Source organism: Arthrobacter globiformis, assembly GCF_030818015.1.
Lineage (GTDB): Bacteria > Actinomycetota > Actinomycetes > Actinomycetales > Micrococcaceae > Arthrobacter > Arthrobacter globiformis_C.
Genome location: NZ_JAUSZX010000003.1, coordinates 53,612 through 76,714 on the forward strand (window position 1 = coordinate 53,612; position 23,103 = coordinate 76,714).

Sequence of the window (23,103 nt, forward strand, 5' to 3'; positions counted from 1 at the left end):
GCTTCGAGTGCTCAGTGACACGTAGCGGCAACAGTGGCACCCTGCCACGACTTACCTTGGGGGAAAATTGAACGTTCTGGGCCTTCAATGCGAAAAAAACCGAATCATTTGGGCGGTAGCGTCCGGTTCAACACGCGCCTCGGCCAGCCTTTTGGGGGCCGGAAGCTCGGGGCCACCCTCGGACGACCGATCAGAGCAGCTCCTTTGGGTTTACAAGGAGATCAGCGAAATGATTGCGACGCACGCTCCAGACGTGATCCACCTCAGCGAAGCTGAGGCCGGTCAGAGCATGAAAGCTTCTACGCTGGAACGGGCTCAAGTCGATGGCATCGTACTCGCCGCGGCCGCTCAGTCGAGAACACCGATACACACCTTCAAGTGGGCAACATTGCGAGCACGGTTCAAGGTGGGTGCGAAGGAGCAGATATTGGCCTACGTCGCCGAGCTCGCCGTCGCGGATGGTATTCCCAAAAGTCGCCTAACGCCGGTTGTTGCAGCTATAGCGACCATGAACGCGTGATCCCGTGGCGTATCAGCGGATCAGGACCCTAGGGCGAGGCCACTTCGGTGTAGTCGAACTCGAGAGGGATCTGAGTCTGGATCGGCTTTGTGCGGTGAAGTACATACGTCCTGATGCTCTGTCTGGAGGTGTTGACGATCATAAAGAAGCAAAAGCCATGCTGCTGGCTAAAAACGAACACGTGGTGGACATCTTTGCAGCCGACGTCGTTAATGGGCAGTCAGTAATCAGAATGGAGTATCTGCCTGATGGCAGCGTGGAGTCCAGGTTCTCCGGAGCTGCGGTTCCGGTCCAAACTGCCATCCAAATAGTCGAGGACGCCTGCCGCGGCGTACAGCATCTCCATACACAGGGGTTGCTTCACAGAGACATCAAACCTGCCAATCTTCTCTTCGACGCATTCGGGCGCGTAAAGGTCAGCGATTTCGGCCTTTCAGGAATGGCCAATGACCCGGAAACCCTTCCCAACATGGGCTATCTCAAGCTACTCCCACCTGAGGCCTGGACGAGTGGCTCGTTCATCGACACTGTCGCAGGCGACATCTATGCATTAGGTGGAACGGCCTACCGGCTGCTAAATGGCGACGATATGATGCACAGTTCGATCCCTGCAGACGGGAACATAGGTCAGGCCACTCAGATGGGCGCATTCCCGAATCGGAAGCTCTGGCAACCATACGTTCATCTGCGCCTACGGAAGGCGATCATCTCGGCCATGCACGTTGACCCAAGAAAACGACCGGGAACGGCGACGATCCTGAGGAACACATTGGAGAAGGCCCGGCCAGTCGTATCCTGGGCTGAGCACGATGGCGGTACTCCCCACCGTTGGACAGGAAGGGGTCCCATTCAAACCCACTGGGACGCAGCCATTGAAGGCGATAAAAAGGAGTTCAGCTTCACCGTTAAACGCGGAAAAAACGAGCTAGCATTGCGCGAAGTCCGCGCCGACCGCATGAAGACTTCAAATATTCAGGATGCCCTGAAACATGCCGCCCGGGTCCTCCAACGGATCGCACAGGACGGCGCATAATTCATCGCAGAAGCCACTTCGCAAGAACGACCGAGTATTTTGTAGAGGCCAAGGATTTGGAGTCACTTCGCGGGCTGCCCTTGCTCGCCTCTGCTGATCTCCTTGTTTGGCTGTTGCGACCAATCTTCGTACGGATCATTGAAGGTATCGATAGACCATGGCCGTTTGCCACAGGGGCACCTACGTCTCGGAACGCTTGAGATACGAGACGTCTTATCCGGCTAACAAGCACCGCGGCGGCAAGATCCTGGTTCCCTTCACGGCAACTGAATATGTCCGCCGTTAGTTGCGAGGCACTTTGGTTGAAGGCGGAGCGGGTGTGTCCGATGTCGGCTCATAGGCAACAGAGTAACTGTTGGGTCCCGTCAGTGCTCGGGTCAATGAAGACACGCTCACACTGAGCCGCTCAGCCGTTTCCTTCAGAGTCTTTCCTTCCTTGCGCAGCTGCCGCGCGGTTTCCAGTTTTCCTGGTGTCATCGAGCGCGGGCGGCCGCCAAGCCTGCCTCGTGCTTTAGCTGCGGCTAGTCCTGCCTTCGTTCTTTCCGAGAGCCGCGACCGTTCGTATTCTGCAAGGGAAGCAAACATGTCGAAGATGAGCTTGCCGTGGGCGCTGGTCGTATCCAGCCAAGGTTCAGCGAGGGACCGGAAGCCTATCCCCCGTTGCCCCAACACTGTGACGATGTCGGCAAGGTCAGCTGTGCTCCGCCCCAGTCTGGTCAGGTCCGCGACCAACAGCACGTTTCCCGGCTGCAGGTAGTCCAAGCAGTCCTTCCACCGCGCCCTTGCCTGGGTGGCACCGGACGCGTACTCCTGAAAGACCCGGACTGCCCCGGCCGCCACTAACGCGTCAACCTGGGAATCGAGGGATTGCCCCCGAGTGCTGACCCTGGCATAGGCCGATTATGTTCCCTGTGTCAGCGATGGTCGAAAAGTGAGCCATTTCGCGGGCTGAAAAGTGAGCCACTTTGACGGTGGTTATTCTGCCGTATTTTCCGGTCTTGTCGAGGGCAGCGAGTCGACCTGGGTGTGTTTGAGGCGGTAGCTGGAGCCTTTGAGAGTGATGACTTCGGCATGGTGGACGATGCGGTCGATCATGCCGAGGCGACCACCTGATCGCCAAAAACGTCTCCCCAGCGGGCGAAGGGCAGGTTCGAGGTCAGGATCAGCGAGGCGTGCTCGTAGCGGGACGAGACCAGCTGGAAGAACAGGTTCGCCGCGTCCTGCTCGAAGGGGATGTAGCCGACTTCGTCCACGATGATCAGTCCGTAGCGGCGAAGCCTGACCAGTTCCTGCGGCAGCCGGCCGTTCTGATGCGCGCTTTGGAGCCGGGCGACCCAGTCGATGGCGGTAGCGAACAGGACCCGGTGGCCCAGCTGGGTTGCTCGCAGCCCCAACCCGGTTGCAAGGTGAGTTTTGCCTGTTCCCGGCGGTCCGAGCAGGACGATGTTGGACGCTTCGGTGAGGAACGCGCCGGTGGCCAGATGCGCGATGGTGTCGCGTTTGAGACCGGGCTGGTGATCGAAGTTGAAGTCCTCGAGTGATTTCCGGGCCGCGAAACCGGCGGCCCGGGCCCTGATCTCGGCGCCGGAGGCTTCCCTGGCTGCGACTTCCCGGGACAGGACAGCGGCGAGGTATTCCTCGTGGGTCCAGCCAGCCTCGCGGGCCTGGTCCGCGAGCCGGGTGACTGCTTCACGGATCCGTGGCGCTTTCATCGCCCGGGAGTAATACTCGATCTGGCCAATGGTTTCCTTAGCGGCGGGCATCAGGCGACCTGCCCGTCATCGAGGACAACACCGAACGCCCGGTCGTAATCCGCCAGGTCCCGCAGTCCGGTGGTTTCGCCCACCGGTGAGGGGGTTTGGAAGGCCTTCCGCAGTGCCCTTGCCGCCTCAACATGGTCCGGGTCCGTGATGGTCAGACCGGCGCCCCAAGAACGGGTGTGTGTCCCGACGGATCGGCCGTCCAGACTGATCGTGACGGATCCGAGGTCGGCAGTGACGTCGACGAACCGGCCGATGGCCTGCGGGTGGACGGAGTAGTCGTTGGATCCCATCCGGACGTAGTAGTCCCTCGGGAGCCGGACCCGCGAGGTGAAGCCGGTGACCGGCGGAATCGGCGGCAGCGCCAGCATGGCCGCCCTGTCCTCAGCGAGCAGATCCAGCGGACGTGCGCCGGTCCGCCTGACCAGCCGGGCATTCGCCTTCGGCAGCCACTGGCCGAGCTGGTTGTTGAAGTCCTCCGGTGAGGCGAAGACCCGGCCCGGCAGGAAGGAAGTCTCCAGGAACTGGTTGGCCCGCTCCACCACGCCCTTGCTCTCCGGGTCATAGGGTTTGACCTGCACGATCCTGGCGGCCAAGACCCCGGCGAACGCAGCCACTCCGGCGGCGTAGCTGTTCCGCCGGCCGATCCCGGTTTCGTTGTCCCAGATCAGCCGCCTCGGAACCGCCCCTAGGGACCCGATCAGCTCCCACATCCCGGCCAGCAGATCCCCGGTCATCCGGGAAGGGATCATCCGGGCCATTATGAACCGTGAATGCGAGGACACCATCACCAGCACCGGCAACACCCTGGCTTTGCCGGCACCGACAGGTATCCGAACTTCCGGGAACCTAAGATCGCACTGCGCCTGGTCACCGGGTGCGTAGCTGATCCGGTCCGCGGGATCAGCTGGTGCATACTCCGGCCGGATCCTGGCCACGTTCTCCCGAAACCATGCCGGCGACCCGGACCAGCCCACCCGCTCCGCGAGCACCGTCGCGGGCATCCGCGGGTTCTCCAGCAGCAACGCACGAATGGCCGGTTCTACGGCTTTGATCCCGGAGGCCTGCGGGGCACGGACGTATGTCGGCGGCCCGTCGGCGCTGACTGCCTTCGCGACCGTGTTCCTGGAGATCCCCAACCGCGCCGCTATTGACCTCATCGACTCACCCTCGGCAAGATGCAACCGCCGAATAAGCGCCCAATCCTCCACTGTGATCACCCACCCAATCGTTTGGAACGGGTGGCTCAGTTTTCAACCGTCACAATGGCTCACTTTTCGACCGTCACCGACACCCTGACATGTTTTTGATGGGTGAGGTCTCGGTGATCGGTTGACCTTGGACCTGGCGGCGATTGCACTTGACGGCAATACATCCAAGGGGGGTGTCCGCCAGACGCCCGCATGATCGAAACGACGAGCGATAGCCTTGTGATTCAGATTGATTGGCGAAGTGCTGCGGATCGCACAGTCGCAAGGCTATGGAGGGGGCGTGCCATGGATTGGGCAGTCGTTTTTAAGGCACTGGGTTCGCTTGCCGGGCGTGCTGCGGGAGCCGCCATGCCAGGGCTTATTAGATCGTGGCGTGTTGCCTTTGAAACTAGAAGAAAAGCAAAGAAATCCGGTATCCGGATCCGCTACTTTGCCCTTCGCAGCTTTATCGATGAATGGCGAATCTTTGAGCTCTTCCACTCACCTACAACGGAGCGTATGAATGAGGTAGCACCTGCGCTTGGAGACTGCATCAAGGCAAATGACCAAAGTCATTCCGACGTTGTTCCCGAACTGCTCGCCATCATTGCCGATGCCTATGTTCACAGTCTTCCCCCTTCCGAAGCATCACGTTTCGAGGGCGAAGCCACGCGTAAACATGTGACAAGTGAAGTGTCGAGGCTCCATGAGAGCAGCCTCAAAGCCTTGGACATCGAAGCTAACTATGATCTGCTGAACGCATATCGCGCAGAAGAAGCGCGACAGGTTCTAAAACAGTGGCCGACACTTTCACGTGCGTTGGCGGAACTTGTTGCGGCTGGCGACCGCAAACAGCTTTTCCAAGATTGGGCGGTCAACAGGCCGTCTTGGCTGATCGATACCCCCGCTTCCGTTCTTTGTTGGCTGTCCTCTGCGGCTAAGGATTATGGCGCGGCAGAGGCGGCACGCAAGTTTCTCCATGAGGCAATCGCGGCGGGCGCCTCGCCACGTTCATATTGGGTGGCCAAGGCGGCCCTCGCCGCGCCGCTCTCCCTCGAGGAAGCCAAGGAACAGTTAGGGCAAGCGAGAGATCATCCTCTCGGTGCCGCCCTGTGGGCCGAACTGAACGGATCGCATCATGCAGCCATCGAGCAGATTCGGGCTTGGGACCCTGCGTCGCAAGAAGATCACGCGACAAAGAAACTTATCCTCGCCCAGGCGCTTGCTGCAATTGATGATGAGAATCGGGCTATAGACGAGGCCGTCGAAGGGTACTCTGCACACGGGAGCTCAGGGTGCGCGCTTTACGCTGCAAAATTGCTTGTCCGAAGAGGGGCATTGCGACGACACCCGAACTTCATGAGAGACCTCGCTACGGCTCTTGAGCTTGCGACGGCCGTGCGCGCATCAAGGCGCTCTTGGGGAGGTGATAGCTCAGAGGCTGTTCTAACGATGATTAGCGCCTACAGGTTACTTGGGTCTCCAGAACAGGCTTGGCGAACTGGAACGATAGCGCCGGAGGGCTCTGCAACCCTAAGTGAATCGTCAGACGTCCAAGTGATAACGGAGACGGCGCGGACAGCAGCGGAGCTAGGTATGACTCAGCGGGCCCGCGACCTGGCTTCCCGTCTTCCGGCGGGCCCAAGCAAGGATTATATAGAAGCGATTCTCGCGGAGGACGAATCCGGCTTCGAATCGGCTAGCCCCCTCTGGACAAGAGTTCTGGCGTCTACGTCTGATCCGGAAGACGCCCTGAACGTCGGTTTGCGACTTGCTCATCACGGGCACGCCCCTGAATGGCCGGCTTGGATAACGGCGGACTACGGCTCCGATGTTGCCGACATCGACTTGATCTCTGCACTCGTCCGTGAGGTTCCCGGTGCGTTACCAAAAGCAAGGGCACGAGCGGCGACGTCGCGGCAAGTCTTTCACGGACTCATGTTCTACTACATTTCTCAGAAGGAATACGCTGCGGCTGCAGACGTGGCAGAGACCGCCGGAGGACGGTGGAACGATCCGGAAGCGTGGTTGAGGGCTGCAGAGATCTGGGTAAAGGCCAAACAGCGAGACAGGGCAATCGAGGCTGCTGAGCAAGCTATTCGTGTCGGAGGAACGACCTGGTTACGCGCGAAAGATGCCCGGATGATTCTTATTGAAAGCCGCAGCGCAGAAAGCCAGTGGGACAAGGCTCTTATCGAGGCAACAAGGCTCCTGGAAACCGATCCTGAGGCAGATCCAGCCAAATGGGCATTCATAACATGCCAGTTCATGACGTCCGATTATGGGGGAGCTTGGGAGAGCTTCGTGCGACTCGGAGCACCCAAACCTCGAACTCCTGGCGATGCAAAAATCTGGCTGCAGCTGCACTCCCGCTATGCTCCCGACTTGGGATATATCAGCCAGGCGGAAGTACTTGCCCAGCAGTGGCCCGAAAACGAACAGTTGCGTGCCGGGATCGTCCTCTCCATGATGCATTCCAATGCAAAACCTCAGACTGACGAGCAGGTCCGGCAATACCAGGAACTCCTTACGAACTTCATTGCTGACTTTCCCGATAGCTCACTAATACGAGCCATCAGTGTCAATGAAAACGACCCCTTTGAGTCAATCAAGGCGATGCTGCCCGATCCGGCGGGCCGGCACGAGGCAATGCAGCCCATCCTCAAAGGAGAACTACCAGTAGGGCTCGCAACGCATTTGTCTGGTAAGAGCTACGCAGAAGTTTGTCTCATCCGGGGTGCGGGCAAAGTCTTCGCAGGTGACCCCTTACACGTCGATAACGAGATTGAAGTTATTACGAGCAACCTGAGTAAACGGGTGGTCATCGACACGACTGTACTTAATACGTTCGCCCTTCTCGGAGCAGACATAGCCAGGGAGTGGCTTGGCTTGTTCTCCTCCGGAGTCACACCAACAGAAGCAATCCACGATGCGCAGAGCGCGGTCCTGAGTCTTTCCCCCAAGAGCACCGCCTCAATCGGTATTGACGCAGTCTCTGGCGGTCCAAGAATTTTCGAGATCTCGGAGGAAGAGGCAGAAACCCGGCTGAACCGGGCCACCATCCTGTTGGCGCTTGCCAGGGAACTCATATCCATCCCACACCCGAAAATTACAGAACTACCTCGTATCAAGTCGACAGACAAAGAGTTTCAGTGGCTGCTGTCACTGGACCTTGCCAAGAAGCTTGATTTGCCGTTTTGGTGCGACGACCGAGCGCTACGTCAGGTCGCTGCAGCTGCCGAGGTTCAGTCGTTCGGAACTCCTGCTTTGCTGGAATATTTCCGGAGGGATGGCGTTGTGAGCATAAGCGGCGTGGACGCATACGAAGCGACACTCATCCACCACTATTACACCGGCATCCGCTTTGACTCTTCGGTGATGAAGCTAGCGGCCGAGATGGACTCGTGGAAACCGTTAGGAACAGCAGCAGCGATTTCGGAGTCGGGATCCACTGCTACTCCGGAACAACAAATCCACTTCGTGCTGCTGGCGTTGCAGCACTGTGCCGAAGATCCGGAAGCCGTGCAGATGTGGGTGGCATCCGTCGCATCATGGTTGGAGTCGGTTTCGCCAGATACTCCAACTGCGGAAGCCAACCTCCGCTTCTGGTTTTCAACTCTGCTGAAACAAAAATGGATCGACTCAAGTTCGTTGCCCCACGTCCTGGCAGGGCTGCGATCAGACTGGTCTAGGAAAACCGATCTTGTGTCCCTCGTCCCCGAAGTCCTTGGCGAGTTGTACGCAGACGTTGCTGCACAAACGAACCATGCCATAGCCGCGGAGTATGTCCGTGAGTTGATACGTCTTGCCCCAGCTGAAGACCAATCCGGAGTCCTCCAGCGGATTATCGCTCTCTAAGCGGCATTCAAACGGGGACCTATTCCAAGACCGTCCTCTGAGGGCACCCGTGATCCGGCACGCCTTGAAGGCTCCACGAAGGCGGTAGAGCTGCTGTCGGCCAGAGTAGACGCCAGGCCTCCTCCTGCGTCATATCGTCTAGACGTCGTCGACGAGCACTGATGTGGCATCTGGTCCGAAGGCCGCGAGGGTTGTTCCGCATTGGGAAGTGCCCGTCCGACCTGCATGTCGCCGTGTCAGTCCAAACAACGCCCCGTGAGACCGGTCCCGTGACTCGTCCGATGAAGGGACACTGTACGGCCCACTCACCGAGCTACCGGTGATGTTCCATTTCCTTAGAACTGGGACGCCCTTGTCGGGAACCCCTGCCGCGTTGTCCGGATCATCCTTTTTGAGACTGCCGGATAGCGACGGAGTGGGTGGTTTCGCTGTCCAGGATCTGTCGGCCTATTGAGGAAGGCTGATCACCTGTCGCTTGGCGAGTCTCTTGTCGATCCGATTCAGGAATTTTTGAACTAACTTCAGAAGAGAGGGAAGCTCCTCTGGGGTGTATTCGGGAAGTCCGATACCGAGGCGCACAAGCTTGTCGCCGTCCAGCATGATCTCGATGATGAGGTTTGGCTGCCCGGCGTTGATCAAAGCAATGTGATCCCCTACCTCCAGCGAGAAGTCTTCAGGAACAATAAGGGAGCAGCCTGACACGTCTTTAAGATTGATGAGCAGCGGCTTGCCGTCATCGGTGTCTTCTAGAAGACACTCGTCGTATTCGAAGAATCCAAAGTTCTTCTTCGTGAGAATCGCAAGACCTGCCCATGACTTCTCCCCTCGTACTAATACACATTCGAGTGTGCGGAGTTCACGGAAATTCGTCACGGTGTCCGGAAAGTACCTCAAAGCGCCTGCGACCATCGCCCCGAAGTCCGGTTCCTCGATGTCGTACTCATCGACATCCGCTTCTTCTTCAACGAGGTCCGCTCGTGACGCCAGCAGAGAGACCAAGTGATTGACCAGTCCCCAATAGCCGTCATCAAACAAAGCTGGCTTGAACACTGCGGAGCGCCCGGAAGAGTTCGCGACTTGAATAGTCGCTGGGCCGTCACTCCATGCCAAGCCCTGAATCACAGGCAACTTACCCAACGCATCCGCCCGCAAGCCTCCAACCGTGACCTGACGAACGTCGCTCAAGGGCACAATAAGGTCCCCTGCCTGCGGACTCATCTTCAACCCCGTTACGGGGTTGACGCCTCGCAGGACCGCCACGAAGCTCCTACCAACTGCCAGCGCTGCACTGACTGGCAGTAACGAACCCACCTCGACCCGTCCCTCGACGAACTGGATGCCCCCGTTCTCGTAATCAGCGGCGGTGAGCGATCCGTTCGGCATGCGAGACAGGACGCCAAGGATTGAAGAACCTATGTAGGACATCCGTTCAGAATAGCTTCCATGTGAAGGCTCGACGACTGTGAAGGGTGGAAGCGCCCTTCTGAGACAAAGAACCAGGCCATCACCGTCCGCCCCTGCGCGGGGCCAGCCTTGAGATTTTCTCGATCAGCGTGAGTGGCCGCTGATCGAGGGATGACAGGTCTCGACGAGCTGCTGCCCCAGGCTGAGATATGCCGCAGGGATCCAGATCCACTGCCACGGAGAAAACATCCCGTTTCCTTGGATGTGGGATAGTCCCGATGGACGCTTCTCTACCGCCGGCATGGATATCCCTTTTTGAAGTCGTCTGCACGCCTGGAACCTAGCGAGCTCAGAGCTTATTTAGTGCGAAGATGCCTCTCATTTGCCTCCTAACCCGCTCTTCAATACCTAATGATCCTAAGAACAGGAACGAGCGCGACTCGCAGCTGGCCGGGTGCGGGGAATGGTGTGATCACGACGAGGAGTTTGATTCTTTGGCGCACCTGACGGTGCTACCGAACTGGATCGGCAAAGGCTTTACTTGAACGCTACGAGGTATCTCCGCAGCGGTGGTACAAAATCAGGTACAAAATCAAGAACGAACGGCAGAGTATGAACATGGCAGACGACGCTGAGATTCCCCCCTACCAAGACTTCCTCTGGCCAGCCGTCATGGCGCTGCGTGTGCTAGGGGGATCCGCTTCGATTGACGAGCTCGTGGAGCAGGTGATCCTGCAGGAAGGCTACTCGGAGGAGCAACAGGCAGTGCTGCACGGGGGCGGGCCCCGAACCGAGATCGAATACCGGCTGGCATGGGCCCGGACCTACCTGAAGGGCATGGGTCTGGCAGACAACTCGCAGCGCGGCGTCTGGAGCTTGACTGAGGCGGGACTAAATGTGGAACCGGAACAGATTCAGCCCATGAGGCAGAAGTATATTGCTGCCATCCGTTCGAAGAATGGCGGTCGGCCCAGGCGAAAGGACACGACCCCGGACAGCGAAGGGTTCGAGGAAAGCTGGGAGGACCAGCTCCTCGCACGCATCATGCGCCTCTCCCCCGCCTCGTTCGAACGTCTCGCCCAACGCTTGCTTCGCGAGGCCGGATTTATCAACACTCAGGTCACGGGGCGGTCCGGGGACGGGGGCATCGATGGGCTTGGGGTCTACCGGCTCTCCCTCGTCTCCTTCCCCGTCTTCTTCCAGTGCAAACGGTACGTTGGGAGCGTGGGTTCCGGCGACGTCCGGGACTTTCGCGGGGCTATGGCAGGCAGAGGCGATAAGGGACTCCTCATCACCACAGGGACCTTCACAGCAGAAGCCAAGAACGAAGCGACCCGTGATGGCGCCCCGCCAGTCGACCTCATCGACGGGAGCAGACTTTGCGGCCTCCTGAAGGAGTATGAACTCGGGGTGAAGGTCACCACCCACATCGTAGAGGACATCCGCGTTGACGAGGAGTTCTTCGACACCGCTTTCTGACGGTCGTGCATCAGCCCATCTCGGTATCGAATGAGGTCTAATCTGCCTTCCAGAAACCTAGCACTATGATCCGAAACCATGGAGGCAAGTGAGAGAGGGAGTGAGCGCCGGGCCACGGCCTGGGTCGCTGCGGAAGACGTGCTGAGGCCAATAGCGGCGATGCGCAACTGCTCGAGATCGCGGCGAACCGCATCCCCCTTGAAAGCTCTTTCGCAAATGAGGGTGTAGGTCAGAGCGCACCGATACGATCTACCAATGACCGAAACCCAAGAGATTGATAACCCTGGATCGAATTTCACCCAAGTGCTGGACGCTGCTGCGAAGCTGCCGGGCGTCAGGATCAATAGGGCCGCCTACCTGCGAACAGCACTCAAGCGGCACTGCACTGAGGAACAGATCAAAAGGGCAATCGCCGACAGTCCAGCGGCAGCGGGTATCCCATTCAAGGTCATCACTGAGATCGCCAATACCTCTATCGCTTATGAGACGAGCAAGGTCACCGGCCTCTCAACCCTCGCAGGTATCCCCGGGGGTCTGGCGATGATCGGCACTGTCCCAGCCGATCTCGCGCAGTACATGGGCCACTTGCTTCGGATTGCCCAGAAGCTTGCCTACATCTACAGTTGGCCTGATCTGTTCGCCGATGATGGCGAAGAAGTGGATGAGGCAACCGAGAGCATGCTGATCCTGTTCGTGGGTGTGATGTTTGGCGTGCAGATCGCCCAGGGTGGAGTGGCAAGGGTCGCGGGCATGATCGCTGGCAATGTGGCTAAGAAGCTACCACAGAAGGCGCTCACCCAAGGGGTCATCTACCCGATCGTGAAAAAGGTAGCCAGCTATCTGGGTGTCAGTATGACCAAGAGGCTTTTCGCCAGCGGAATCGCGAAGGTCATCCCCGTCGTCGGTGCAGTCCTCTCCGGAGGCCTTACCCTAGGCACATTCCTCCCAATGTCCAAGCGGCTGCAAAAACACCTCGCCAGCCTGGAGTTGACCAAGCCAGGACACCGTACCGAAGAGGCCGAGATCATCGACGCCGAAATCATCAATTGAGCCGAAGTCATCTCCTTCCAGATCGTGTTCCACATCCTTGGAACTGGAACACGTGCGGCAGACTCAGGCCAAACCGCTACTGCCCGAAACATGACTAAAAGCGCCGGATAGACGCACCAACTCATGTACCTTGAGCACCATGAGTGAATTTTGCATCATAAGTGTTCCTGAGTCTGACCGCGACGATCTAGTGGAACTAGCCGACCATCTTCGATTGGACAATAACTTTGGCCAGCACAGGTACTTCGACGGGTCGACTTTCGTCGAGATGCTGTTGCCGATGCTCCTCTCGACTGGCTCTTGGCTCACTTTGCGGACATGGATAAAGGCTAGGGCGGAGACGCAGAAGCAGATGAGAGTTACATGCGGCGGCATTGAGATTACGGGGATGGCGGCAAGGGACGCAGAACGAGTAATCAAGACGCTTGCCGAAGCCGTCGAACTAAAAGACGATGCAGATATTTGACTACATCAAAGCCCGTTGGGGAGACGTAGATGCCTGGCTTCCCGGCGATGAATCGGAAATCTGTGATATCCGATTGGCCTCTATGTGGACAGCAATTGCAAAAATCACCGGGGCCAATGCCGAACCGCCTTGGACACTGGAGGTTCATAGTCCCCGAGCCCTGCCTGCAGTCCTACACCTAGATGGGAGGCGGCATCTGATCTGGGACGCAGGACTAAGCACATTCCTAACCAACCTTGCGTTTCCACTGCGTTATCCCGACCCTCAGCCCGGTCCGGTGGTCGAAGCAATTTTGAGACGAACCATCGCTGTACGTTTTCTCCTTGCCGGTCAGGTTACAGAGGCAGCTAGCCATGTTCACTATGCGGACCGCTTGTTGAAGGAAACACCGATCGATAGGTTCCATCAAGACAACGCTGATATAGAAAGCAGGTTTGAAGTATGGCTCATGACAGAAATGCAGGAACGATTCGTGCTGGCTCACGAGTTGGTGCACTACCTCCGGTCCGTGGATCCAGAAGCATTTGAACGATGTTCTTCAGAGATTACAAAGACCGCTAAAGACCTCTTTCGCTGCACTGAGCCTACGGGGTCAGTGCTCTCGCGACGGCTTTACCACAGCGACCACAACAGCTTGTCGGCCCGTGATTTAGACCCGTATGCCTGGTATCTCAGAATCCGTCAGAAGACATCGAAACGTCCCACGAGGAAAAGTTGGGTCTCGCGGGTTCGCGAAACAACAACAGCTTTGAGTTCCTCATCCTCCCTGAACGAGGAGATCATCTGTGACCTGATCGCTAGCTTGGCTGTCGGTCTGGACGCGCATCACCGGCAGAACGGATGGTCAGCGATGATGGGAGTTTCGTGCTGCAGGCTGGCCCTGACAAACTTGGCGACCCTTACGGGGATCGACTCATGGGTTTCGGGAAATCAGAAGTCCGTATCCGTGGTTCAGCCAGAAATCCTCGTTCGCGGACGATGCCTCGACGTACTCCTACCATTCATGCTCCCAAAGATTCTCAAGGAGCATGGCGGAAATTGCTCACTACGGAGCGAGGACATCCAAGAAGTCATGCTTCTTGTTGAGATGATGAACGAAGAGGTACTGACTCCAGCGTTCGCTGCAATTGATCACCTGCCCAAACCACCTGAGGGTCCCGTTCTCACCTACGAAGAAACTCTGCTCCTTGCTGGCTTCATATACTTCCCGCCCAGAGCAAGCTAGCTGGCAAGCGGCAGCAATCGACCGCCTAAGTCGACCAGATCGAAGTGCCGGCACTTCGATTTCTAGGGGATGTACGGCTGGGGATACTGAATAGCCCCCGATCCGCTAACTTCTTGTGAACCCCAGGGTCTCGAGCCAGAACCGTTTCAAGGACTGTCAGAAGAGCGTTCCATAACCTTAGAACTGGGACAGGCACCGCTAAGTGCCACGGATGCCGGATTCCGTAATCTTGGTATCCCAGAAGTTATTCCAAAACTAGCGGCTCGCTAGGCAGGTGCGGTTGCGAGTTCTGGGACGTCATTCCGGCTAAGGGCCCGAGTCAGTGATGAGATGCTGACGCTGAGTATCTGGGCTGTCTCCTTCAAAGTTTTTCCCTGGCTGCGCAGCTGCCGGGCGGCCTCGGTCTTAGACGGAGTCATCGTTCGAGGACGGCCGCCGAGTCGGCCGCGTGCTTTCGCCGCCGCCAGGCCGGCCTTTGTCCGTTCGGACAGCCGGGACCGTTCGTACTCTGCAAGGGATGCGAACATGTCGAAGATCAACTTGCCGTGTGCGCTGGTGGTATCCAGCCACGGTTCAGCGAGGGAACGGAACCCTATCCCCCGCTGGCCCAGCACGGTCAAGATGTCAGCCAGGTCCGCGGTGCTGCGGCCGAGCCGGGTTAGATCGGCAACAGTCAGCACATTGCCGGGCTGCAGGTAATCCAGGCATTCCTTCCATCGCTTCCTCGCCTGGGTGGCGCCGGAAGCGTACTCCTGAAACACGCGCACGGCCCCTATAGCGACCGAGTGCGTCCACCTGAGAATCCAACGACTGCACCCGGGTTCCAAAACTAGCGGCTCGCTAGGCAGGTGCGGTTGCGACTTCTGGGACGTCAGGTCATATAGTCCATTTTCCGGACAACCATTACTCATGCCATAACTCATGCCATATCTCCCGTTGGACGACTCACTATGAGACTCGCCAGAAGACAAACTGGAAGTCCGGCCATTGAACCCGTGTCATGCAATGCCTAACGATCTCCGATAACTGCCATAGGTTTCTCAATAGGCGAACAAGTTGAGTTTCCTATAAGACGCCAAGCAAGTGGAAACACAGGAAGGGCCACTGCTCTAGCCATAAGACACGCCATGAGAACTCATGCCGAAAGGACACCAGTAGTTCCAGCGTGCAATGACATTGACACCTCTATGGAGCTTCAGACTTGGAGCCACGTGGGGGAATAGACCTGACACCCAACGGCATATACAATGTGGCGCGCCGTGAATACACCTGCACTACACACTGTTATCCCTCTTATGCGTGTCACTGCCAGCGTTGCCGGAGGAGTACACATAGCGTTGAGAGCAGGACAAGATGCAACCCACCAAGTAGGAGAGCCGCTCGCCGATGGCACGATCACTGCAAACCCCCGTACCCCCGCAACGCCAAGCGACACGGTCCATTGACCGCGTCGTTTCTTTGGCGAACGGCAAAGGCGGAGTCGGCAAGACGACCACCGCAGCCAACGTTGCAGGGTACGTAGCGCTGGCCGGTTCGCGCGTGCTGCTGATGGACCTTGACCCACAGGGCGATCTGGCCCGTGACCTCGGGTACGAGCGGCAGACGGGCAGGGAATTCTTTCAGGCCCTTATCGCCGGCACGCCGCCGATGATCCTGCGCGACGTACGGGAAAACCTTGATGTCATTCCCGGCGGCCAGGACCTCGAAGACATCCAAGGCCTCATGGTGTCCCGCTCCAGCCGCTCCGACGCCGGTGACTTCGGCGACATGCTCTACGCCGTCCTGGCCCCGCTGGCAGACGAATACGACTTGATCCTGATCGACACCCCGCCAGGGGAGCGGATCCTGGTTGAAGGCGCTTTCGCAATCTCCAGCGCAGTCGTCATTCCTACCCGCTCAGATGATGCGAGCATCGACGGTGTCGAGCGCATCGCACGCCGCTTTATGGCCGTACGAGACCGGAACCCTTCCCTGCAGTTGGCGGGCGTCGTCCTGTTCGGCGTCGGGCCGCGCTCCCTGCGCTTGGAACGCAGCGTCCGGGACACCTTGGAAGAGATGCTCGGCACCGTCGCCCCGGTCTTCGAAACTCGCATCAGGAACCTGGAGAGCGCAAGCGCCGATGCCCGCCGCAAAGGCCTCCTCTTCCACGAACTTGAAGGCGCCGTTACCGACGCCCAGAAGAACCGCCTGAAGGCGCTTCGGGCAGGGGAGAAGCCGGCGGACGGATTCTTCTCGCGCAATGCTGGGGGACTGGCTGAAGAGTACGAGCAGCTGACTGGCGAGATCCTCGCCCGACTGAACGAGATCGAAAGCGGGAACCAAGCATGAGCGGCCGACAGAGCCTTGCCGGGGCATTCGCACCTGTACCCCCTGCCCGCGGTGCAGCACTGCAAGGGTTGCTAGCTCCCAAGCGGGGGAGGGGTGCCACTGCACCGGAACCAGAAACCGATCACTCCATAGAGGCACCGGCCCGGGAGCTTGTCCAGGTGCCGCCAGCAGCAGCGCCCGAGCCCGCTGACACGCAAGTACCTACAGAGCAGCCACAGGCGGACAAGCGCCCCACTGAGCAGGCACCTGCTGAGGAGGCTCCCCTTGAGGCAGCATGGGAGCGGGAGGAGCCCACCCCTACATCCGTCAAGGCCCCAAAGGCCACCACGCGGCAGCAGCCTGCTGCCAAGAAGGCAGCTAACGCGACTAAAGCCTCCGAGCTGGTTCCCGGAGCGCTGCGCAACGTCGGAGTGTACCTGCCGCCGGCGCTCCTGGCCCAGGTCAAGGATGCCGTCTATCAGCAGAGGACCACGTACGCGGACCTGTTAATTGACGCTTTCGAAGCCGTCGACGACAAGCAGATCGCCAAGAAGTTCATCCCCGAGACCACGCTGACCAGCTCCGTGATGCCCCGCCGCGCCCCGCGGAAGCGGGGAGAGGCCGGTATCCAGATCCAGCTGCGCCTCGACGGACTCCAGGTTGCCTGGCTGGACGAGAAGGTCAGAGAATTCGACGCACCGTCGCGCAGCGCCCTCGTCTCGACCGTCCTAAGGCTCCACACTCAGGCGGGACAGTCCGAAGCAGAGTGAAGCCGCACTCCCTCAGCGGTATGGCACGTCTTCCCATAGTGGTTATGGCCTAACTTATGGCATGGATTCTGGCCCGAAATGGGAATTGTCGAAGTTGCAGCCGGGGGTTCGCACAGCTGACAGATCGGCGCTGCTCTATCCCGCTCTGCTGAACGCCATGTTGCACAGCGACCATTCGTCGGGTGGCCCTTCGAACTCGTGCCAGGGATAGTCTTCACCGGGGGAGAGAAGTTCCGCGACGGTATTGACGTTCTTGGCTAGCCACTCTCGCCAGATGACCCGCTCCTGCCGGTAGCGCTGCAGCTGGGCAGCGACGGCCTCGAGGACACCCAAGTGTTCAGCGAGCTGCCGCAGCGATGTTGCCGTCACAATTGACCACGACTTCCCGGCGCTCCTGGCCACCAGGTTCCATGCCGCGAGTATGTCCAATGCCTCGTTCACTGCCGACCGAGAGAGCCGGGTAGCCCTGACGAGCTCGGCGATGGACAACGCAGGGGAGTGCTCCAAGGCTTCATACACGTAAGCGGCAGGCAGACCGAGTTCCCTAAACGCTGGCCGAAGAGCATGGACTTTCCCTTTCTTCCAGCTGGCTTGCTCGGCAACCGCCTTCAGCTCTTCGGGCACGGTCAGCATGTACAAATCACCCTTGGTTCCCCTAGCTTCTTCAACGAGGGTGACCATCGGGGCCTTCTCCGCACGCAGTTCCCTTAGGTGCAAGCCAACTGTGGTGTGGTCAAGGCCAGTGGCCACGGCAATGGACCTGACCCCGAACTCAACGAACCTGGACGCTGTCATGTGCGCTGCTTCCCCCAATGCCCTGAGGACCATCCGGCGTGCCATCCCGGTCCTGGACTCCTGATAGTTGACCTCCCTAATCCGGAGCGCATTTCGCCAGGTCCGAATGAACCGATGCTCTGCATCGGGATCTGAAATCTGAGTGATCCCCTTTATCGCTCCCCCCTGTGTATTTGGCCGGCTTGTGGGGGATCTGCGGACATTGTTATTCAGGTGCTCTATGGTGGGTTGTTTTCTGAGGTAACTGACGGCGCTCATCCAGTCGCGGCGCAGGGACGAAAGGCGGTGGCGTGCGGCATAGCGAGCGTAGAAGGAGGCCAGTCCTGGCCAGGTTCCTTGAAGTATTCGGCGCTCCACATCGACCAGTTCGAGGCCAGCGGCCGCTGCGCCGAGGACGACGGCCTGACGGGCCTCGGAGTCTGAGGCGTACCGGTTGGTGTCGTACAGGCCTGTCTGGGCCAGCACCTGCATTTCCCGGGACATGCGCCCTACCGGCTGCTCAGCCGCGGGTACATCGGAGGTTACTGGAGTGAAAGTCTCCTCAAGCCGCAGGGCCCTGACGGCCTTGATTTCGGCGGCCAGGTCGTCGGTCATGGCGACCCAGACAGTGGGATTGTTGGGCCGACGGGCGACGTCGTAGGCCATGGACAGACTCATCGCCAGTTCCTGGTGGCCGCCGCGCTTGTGCGGTGAACCGGGGGTTCTCATGCAGCCGTGCAGCAGGTTCTGATGCGGGGTCTTGTCCAGTGTCCGGTACCGGGTGCCCAGCGCCTCGACAAGATCACGCGCTTCAGTGAAGGTGACCCGCTGCGCCAGAGGGACGTAGACGTGGCGACCGCCATTGGGGGAGTAGTCCTCAATCCACCGGGCACCGACCGAGTGCAGCCAGGATTGGACGGCTCGGACATCCGCCTCAACCCAATCGCATCCAGCTACCGAGGAGTCAAAATCGAGAAAGATGGCCGCACAGGTACCGTCTTTACCGAAAATTCTCACCGCAGCGGGCAGCGAGGGAAGTGTTTCGGTTAGGTTCCGTTCGTGTCTTTGCGGGTAGGTCTTGCCCCCATCACGCGATAACCGTACGCGCGGCTGGCCGGCCAGAAACGGTGTTAGTGCTGCCCAAACGGTGGCTGGGTCATGTCGCTGTCCTGACACGCCAGAAGGGGGGCGTGCTGGCAGCACGGAGACATGCTGATGTACGATGTGAGTAATCCTTTCGAGGATTGAGGTACGAAAAAGGGCCGATCCTGCCAGATCGGTTTCATAGCAACACAAAGGATGGCCTTTTAGGCCCTCCACCGACTTACAATCTGATCCGCCGGCAAGCAATCCAGAGGGTAAGTCTCAAGCTTCGAAGGCCCGCCTAGTGCGGGCCTTCTTTTGGTTATGAGGCCATGCGGATGGGCAACTCCTGCTGATAGTCATCCCGGTCGAGTGCGGCCAGGTCTTCCTTGAGTCGTGGCTCGACAACGGACAGAAGGTATTCCGTAACGGTCAGGCCCTTGTGCGCTGCCACTTTGGCGATACCGTCAGCGGTAGGTTCAGGTGAGCGAAAACCAATGAACTTACGCAGCCCCTTGCTAGGACGCCCGCCGCCTCGATTTACTGCTACTGCCGTCATTTGCTGTGTCCTTTGATTTTGTAGCCACCTAAGCCGCTACAGCTTCATCGTTGTGGTGCCCGCCCCGCAGAATCACAGGATGATCCTTTGCGACTGCTCCGAAACTATCACCGGCCCAGCAGCCCTCTGGGGATTTGTTTTCAGAAAACGGGAGCGTGTCGTCTTTGTGACGTGTCGCTTTTGGCGTCCTACGACTCTTCGACAGGCAATGCCCCCTGTTGCATTCCATCAAGCTTGTTGGGACGTCCTTCCGCGCGGTCTATCAGAGCGCCGACATACTCACCGAAGGACATGTTGTACCGCTGCGTCGCCTTCCAGGCGGCGTGATGCTGGTCTGGGAGCACAAGGCAGTTCAGTGGCGCCTTCTTACCGATTAGCTTCGGTGGACGGTATCCCTCGATGTCATCGCCTCACTTCGGTTTCAGAGAACTTGTAGATGTACAGGTCCTGGTGCGGTAGCAACTATTGCTCCTTCGAAAGACCACGCAAGCCACAGACTACATACATGCTTCGCACATGCACAACTCATTGCCTATACCCTCCGGAAGTCATCGGGTAACATTTGGTGTCAGCTGCCCGCCTGCTTTGTGTGGCGGTCTACACACGTGGCTGAGCTTGGCTAAGGAGCTATATAGATGGCAAATGGGGGCCGCAGCGTGTTTCTCACGCAGCAACAGAAGAAAGAGCGGCTAGCGGATCGCATGGGCATCCTGGTGGATATCTGGGAGTCCGATAACAACACCGCGCTCACGTACCCTCATGTCGAAGAAGCACTTTCGGCCCACGGAATCCACCTGTCACGGACACGGTGGTCCTACTTGATCAATGGCACCGGCAGCCTGGTGACAGATCAAGAACTGCTAAAGGGCATAGCAGAGTACGTTTTTGCCGTACCAGCCAGTTATCTGTGTGATCTCAACAGTGAGACTCCCCCTGAAGTAGAAGCGCGCATGGAGTTCCTTGTACAGATGCGCAAGCTCAAGGTGAAGAACTTTGCGGCGAGAAACCTGGGGGCCACCTCGCCCGAAATGCTACGGACGATTACCAGGATCATCGATGCGTCGATGAACGGCGAAGAGGAAGACTGAATGGGCCTCCCACCGGTGGCAGAAAAGGTCCGGGAGTTATGCGGAGACGGCACGACGTCAATGGCGGAAGTCCTCGAACGTCTGGCCGTCATCTGCGAAAAGCCGATCAAGCTGATAGAGCAGGAGGGGTCTTGGGGAACTCTGACAGCCTTCAAATTGGACTTTGAAGATCACTTCAAGATCTATGTCCCGCCGCAAAACTCGACGCAGTACAAGCTTCACTGCATCTATCACGAGCTCGGACACATATATCTGGAGAGCTTCCAAGGCCACTTGGTTCTGCCCGATTTCTCTGAAGAGATGCTGAAGGAGGCTGCCGGCGCGAAAAGCATGAGCTGCTGTTCTGTTCTGAATCATCCCGTAGAACGCTGGGTGGAGGATTTTGCATTCGAGATGTCAAAGAAGACCCGTGCGCGCAGCTCCTCCGAGACTGATCCTTTCCTCTGATAGACCATGAAACAGTTGCTCTTTGCGCTGCTGAGTGCCCTATGCCTCCTTCGGATCCCCTCGGTAGTCAAGGTGGCCGAAGCCCGGGCATCGTGGGTGGCATCGATGTTCGGCTTGGCGGCGCTCTATGTCCTGGGAACGGTTACGCCGCTGGCGTCCATCGACAGCTACCTCGGTGGCGTCAACGTCACGAACCTTCTTCAAGCCATCTTCGCGCTGTTGGCGATCTTCTTCTTCAACGACAGTGTGCGGCGGTTAGCAAACGTACCAGTCAGGTGGACTTACTATGCTCCGTTGCTGAGCATTCCCATCATGATTGTCAGCTTCGCCCTCATTGAGGACAAAGGTCCAACCTCTGCGGACTTCATTGATTACCGCATGGACCAACTCGCGACTGCCACGTACAGCGGCACGTACATGTTCGCCTTGCTATTCACGGTGCTTAGGATCATCTACATGCTTCGTCACAAGGCCAGGGGCCTGTACGCAACATTCTCAGCGGGCTTGGTCGTGGTTGCGGCGGCCGTCTCGTGCCACATTGCATATGTACTGCTGTTCCACTTCACGCCCTGGGATACCTTCGCAGAGGCGATCGGAGCCTGGTTTGACCGTCTTTTTTATGCCGGCCTCTCGGTGACGGCCGCGGGGTGGCTAATTCTTTTCCTGTCCAAGCAGCTGCCGAGGTTGCGGCTCTGGATGATCGATGCGCTTTGGCTTACTGCGCTGAGGATCCGGGTAAATACAGATAAGTCTCCGGTTAGTCCCGCATGGGACCTGTTCAACGAAACGCTGGAAAATGGGGTCTACAAAAGCCTCATTGTTCTGCACAACTACCAGCGGGGGAACATGTGCCCGTTCCCGGAGTCTGTTCAGGGCAGGATCAGCCAGATCGAGGCCAAACTGGACGCACGGGTCTAGCCTTCGGTCAGGATCGTTTTGTTGATCCAACTCGTGAGTTCGTTGGTGAAGGTGTGAGGTGACACATTCCACTCCTGGGTGTGGTGCGCCTCAGGTAAGGGAATCAGGGTGACGGTGTCGGGGTTCGCGCGTTGGAACGCCGCCGAAATTTCCCAGGGAACCTCCTGATCCGCGCTCGAGTGCAGGACCAGGGTAGGGATTGACACCCGGTTAGGTATGTCGACCCATTCAAGGGCATCGAAGTTGATCGGTTCTTCCAGCCCGAGCATCTTCGCGAATGGGGGAGCCTGCAGCAAGGACATGACAAGGCCGGCACCTACCGCAGGCACGCCGGCGGCCTCCGCTCCTGCCGTGATGGTCTTACGCCAGCTCGTGACCGGTCCTACCAGGACGATCCCGGCGATCCGGTCACGGTAGGCGCTGCGCTCCGCTGTGAGCAGGGCGATCGTCCCACCCATTGACCAGCCCGAGAGGATGATTCGCTGCGCTCCGTGAGCCACGGCGTAGGCCACAGCGCTTTCCACGTCTCGCCATTCTGTTTGACCAAGGTGGCTCGATTCGGCCTGTGGTGGGCTGACCTCCAGGTCGCTGCGGAATGAGGGCACCAAGGAGGTGAATCCCAAGGGGCTGAAAGCGTGGACGTCCCGGAACATGATCGAGCGGTCGGTCCAGCTGCCATGGATGTGGATCACCCATGTGTCCGCGTTCTTGCCTTCGAATAGCCATGCCGGCGCCGCACCGTAGGCGGTGGGGATGTGTACCTCTTCAAACCGCCCGGCCACGGCGGAGGGTTCGAAGAACACGTCGGGCGTCCAGTCGACTACGGGTCCCAAAGTCGCCGGCCCGGACCCCGTCGGATGAATTCGACGCTCCACGAACTTTTGATCCTCGTCGATCAGGGTGACCTCGCCGACCCTGGTGTAGCGCTCGGCCGCAGGGTCGAACAAGGCGAAGTCGCCGTGGGCTTTGGTGTAGTCATCCAAGTCGATGCGGACTCTGCGGCCATCATCTGTCAGCTCGGCGCGACGGTAATCCTTTGGGCCCCGTCTGACGATCTTGCGGGCCATGACAACCGCGAATCCCGATAGTGCGGCCGCCGGTACAAGGAACGCCAGGCAGGCCAGGCCGCGCCATGTCGTCAGCATTAGGTCTCACCCTCCAGTGCCGAGCCA

Annotated in this window: 18 protein-coding genes and 2 pseudogenes; 12 read left to right on the top strand and 8 right to left on the bottom strand. The window is 58.7% G+C overall.

Annotated elements, in window-relative coordinates:
• Window positions 1-67 precede the first annotated feature (67 nt).
• Together QFZ23_RS23275 and QFZ23_RS23280 are read left to right on the top strand one after the other, a co-directional pair.
• Complete coding sequence (locus QFZ23_RS23275) at window positions 68-520, top strand: crossover junction endodeoxyribonuclease RuvC (protein ID WP_306927068.1); 453 nt, start codon at window positions 68-70, stop codon at window positions 518-520.
• A 4-nt stretch (window positions 521-524) separates the two neighbouring features.
• On the top strand, window positions 525-1,553 hold the full coding sequence (locus QFZ23_RS23280) for a serine/threonine-protein kinase (RefSeq protein ID WP_306927070.1): 1,029 nt from the start codon (window positions 525-527) through the stop codon (window positions 1,551-1,553).
• A 282-nt stretch (window positions 1,554-1,835) separates the two neighbouring features.
• Here QFZ23_RS23280 and QFZ23_RS23285 read toward each other — a convergent pair.
• The 3 genes and pseudogenes from QFZ23_RS23285 to istA form a co-directional block, all read right to left on the bottom strand.
• Window positions 1,836-2,447 (bottom strand): annotated as a pseudogene (locus tag QFZ23_RS23285) (recombinase family protein); the annotation flags it as partial.
• Between the two features lie 81 nt (window positions 2,448-2,528).
• A pseudogene (gene istB, locus QFZ23_RS23295) lies at window positions 2,529-3,316 on the bottom strand (IS21-like element helper ATPase IstB).
• The gene (istA, locus tag QFZ23_RS23300; protein ID WP_306927075.1) at window positions 3,316-4,533 is read right to left on the bottom strand and encodes an IS21 family transposase; all 1,218 of its coding nucleotides are present in this window, start codon (window positions 4,531-4,533) and stop codon (window positions 3,316-3,318) included. Before istA ends, istB begins: the two are co-directional and overlap by 1 nt.
• Window positions 4,534-4,809: 276 nt before the next feature.
• Between istA and QFZ23_RS23305 the strand changes: the two genes are divergently transcribed.
• On the top strand, window positions 4,810-8,361 hold the full coding sequence (locus tag QFZ23_RS23305) for a tetratricopeptide repeat protein (protein ID WP_306927076.1): 3,552 nt from the start codon (window positions 4,810-4,812) through the stop codon (window positions 8,359-8,361).
• Between the two features lie 447 nt (window positions 8,362-8,808).
• On the opposite strand, the gene QFZ23_RS23310 is transcribed toward QFZ23_RS23305, so the two are convergent.
• Entirely contained in the window at window positions 8,809-9,786 is a 978-nt protein-coding gene (locus tag QFZ23_RS23310; RefSeq protein ID WP_306927078.1) for a hypothetical protein, read from the bottom strand.
• A gap of 597 nt (window positions 9,787-10,383) precedes the next feature.
• On the opposite strand from QFZ23_RS23310, the gene QFZ23_RS23315 reads away from it, so the two are divergent.
• From QFZ23_RS23315 to QFZ23_RS23330, 4 genes are all read left to right on the top strand, one after another.
• Window positions 10,384-11,244 carry a restriction endonuclease gene (locus QFZ23_RS23315; RefSeq protein WP_306927080.1) on the top strand — a complete coding sequence of 287 codons (861 nt, stop codon included), beginning with the start codon at window positions 10,384-10,386 and terminating at the stop codon, window positions 11,242-11,244.
• Between the two features lie 255 nt (window positions 11,245-11,499).
• Window positions 11,500-12,294, top strand: coding sequence for a hypothetical protein (locus QFZ23_RS23320; RefSeq protein WP_306927082.1), 795 nt, complete (start codon window positions 11,500-11,502; stop codon window positions 12,292-12,294).
• Between the two features lie 130 nt (window positions 12,295-12,424).
• Window positions 12,425-12,760 carry a hypothetical protein gene (locus QFZ23_RS23325; RefSeq protein WP_306927083.1) on the top strand — a complete coding sequence of 112 codons (336 nt, stop codon included), beginning with the start codon at window positions 12,425-12,427 and terminating at the stop codon, window positions 12,758-12,760.
• Window positions 12,747-13,985, top strand: coding sequence for a hypothetical protein (locus QFZ23_RS23330; protein ID WP_306927085.1), 1,239 nt, complete (start codon window positions 12,747-12,749; stop codon window positions 13,983-13,985). Before QFZ23_RS23325 ends, QFZ23_RS23330 begins: the two co-directional genes overlap by 14 nt.
• A gap of 266 nt (window positions 13,986-14,251) precedes the next feature.
• Here QFZ23_RS23330 and QFZ23_RS23335 read toward each other — a convergent pair whose 3' ends face one another.
• Window positions 14,252-14,746, bottom strand: coding sequence for a recombinase family protein (locus QFZ23_RS23335; protein ID WP_306927087.1), 495 nt, complete (start codon window positions 14,744-14,746; stop codon window positions 14,252-14,254).
• 625 nt (window positions 14,747-15,371) lie between these two features.
• Here QFZ23_RS23335 and QFZ23_RS23340 point away from each other — a divergent pair.
• Window positions 15,372-16,313 (top strand): ParA family protein, encoded by a 942-nt coding sequence (locus tag QFZ23_RS23340; protein ID WP_306927089.1) that lies wholly within the window; start codon window positions 15,372-15,374, stop codon window positions 16,311-16,313.
• Between the two features lie 158 nt (window positions 16,314-16,471).
• Window positions 16,472-17,062, top strand: a complete 591-nt coding sequence (locus QFZ23_RS23345) for a hypothetical protein (protein WP_306927090.1) — start codon at window positions 16,472-16,474, stop codon at window positions 17,060-17,062.
• 135 nt (window positions 17,063-17,197) lie between these two features.
• On the opposite strand, the gene QFZ23_RS23350 is transcribed toward QFZ23_RS23345, so the two are convergent.
• Both QFZ23_RS23350 and QFZ23_RS23355 read right to left on the bottom strand, forming a co-directional pair.
• Window positions 17,198-19,039, bottom strand: a complete 1,842-nt coding sequence (locus tag QFZ23_RS23350) for a MarR family transcriptional regulator (protein WP_373427958.1) — start codon at window positions 19,037-19,039, stop codon at window positions 17,198-17,200.
• Window positions 19,040-19,241: 202 nt separating this feature from the next.
• Window positions 19,242-19,478 carry a hypothetical protein gene (locus tag QFZ23_RS23355; RefSeq protein WP_175318584.1) on the bottom strand — a complete coding sequence of 79 codons (237 nt, stop codon included), beginning with the start codon at window positions 19,476-19,478 and terminating at the stop codon, window positions 19,242-19,244.
• A 635-nt stretch (window positions 19,479-20,113) separates the two neighbouring features.
• On the opposite strand from QFZ23_RS23355, the gene QFZ23_RS23360 reads away from it, so the two are divergent.
• The 3 genes from QFZ23_RS23360 to QFZ23_RS23370 are packed head-to-tail and all read left to right on the top strand — an operon-like array spanning window position 20,114 to window position 21,931.
• Entirely contained in the window at window positions 20,114-20,566 is a 453-nt protein-coding gene (locus tag QFZ23_RS23360; protein WP_306927092.1) for a hypothetical protein, read from the top strand.
• Window positions 20,567-21,013, top strand: coding sequence for a hypothetical protein (locus tag QFZ23_RS23365; protein WP_306927094.1), 447 nt, complete (start codon window positions 20,567-20,569; stop codon window positions 21,011-21,013). It abuts the gene before it with no gap.
• Between the two features lie 6 nt (window positions 21,014-21,019).
• Window positions 21,020-21,931, top strand: coding sequence for a hypothetical protein (locus QFZ23_RS23370; protein ID WP_306927096.1), 912 nt, complete (start codon window positions 21,020-21,022; stop codon window positions 21,929-21,931).
• Here the strand turns inward: QFZ23_RS23370 and QFZ23_RS23375 are convergent.
• On the bottom strand, window positions 21,928-22,998 hold the full coding sequence (locus QFZ23_RS23375) for an alpha/beta hydrolase family protein (RefSeq protein ID WP_306927098.1): 1,071 nt from the start codon (window positions 22,996-22,998) through the stop codon (window positions 21,928-21,930). The genes QFZ23_RS23370 and QFZ23_RS23375 overlap by 4 nt on opposite strands.
• Window positions 22,999-23,103: the final 105 nt, after the last annotated feature.

What these genes read in the sequence shown, in the direction of transcription:
- QFZ23_RS23305 (WP_306927076.1), top strand. Translation starts at nt 4,810, where the DNA reads ATGGATTGGGCAGTCGTTTTTAAGGCACTGGGTTCGCTTGCCGGGCGT.
- QFZ23_RS23310 (WP_306927078.1), bottom strand. Translation starts at nt 9,786, where the DNA reads ATGTCCTACATAGGTTCTTCAATCCTTGGCGTCCTGTCTCGCATGCCG.
- QFZ23_RS23315 (WP_306927080.1), top strand. Translation starts at nt 10,384, where the DNA reads ATGGCAGACGACGCTGAGATTCCCCCCTACCAAGACTTCCTCTGGCCA.
- QFZ23_RS23320 (WP_306927082.1), top strand. Translation starts at nt 11,500, where the DNA reads ATGACCGAAACCCAAGAGATTGATAACCCTGGATCGAATTTCACCCAA.
- QFZ23_RS23330 (WP_306927085.1), top strand. Translation starts at nt 12,747, where the DNA reads ATGCAGATATTTGACTACATCAAAGCCCGTTGGGGAGACGTAGATGCC.
- QFZ23_RS23340 (WP_306927089.1), top strand. Translation starts at nt 15,372, where the DNA reads ATGGCACGATCACTGCAAACCCCCGTACCCCCGCAACGCCAAGCGACA.
- QFZ23_RS23355 (WP_175318584.1), bottom strand. Translation starts at nt 19,478, where the DNA reads ATGACGGCAGTAGCAGTAAATCGAGGCGGCGGGCGTCCTAGCAAGGGG.
- QFZ23_RS23360 (WP_306927092.1), top strand. Translation starts at nt 20,114, where the DNA reads ATGGCAAATGGGGGCCGCAGCGTGTTTCTCACGCAGCAACAGAAGAAA.
- QFZ23_RS23365 (WP_306927094.1), top strand. Translation starts at nt 20,567, where the DNA reads ATGGGCCTCCCACCGGTGGCAGAAAAGGTCCGGGAGTTATGCGGAGAC.
- QFZ23_RS23370 (WP_306927096.1), top strand. Translation starts at nt 21,020, where the DNA reads ATGAAACAGTTGCTCTTTGCGCTGCTGAGTGCCCTATGCCTCCTTCGG.
- QFZ23_RS23375 (WP_306927098.1), bottom strand. Translation starts at nt 22,998, where the DNA reads ATGGCCCGCAAGATCGTCAGACGGGGCCCAAAGGATTACCGTCGCGCC.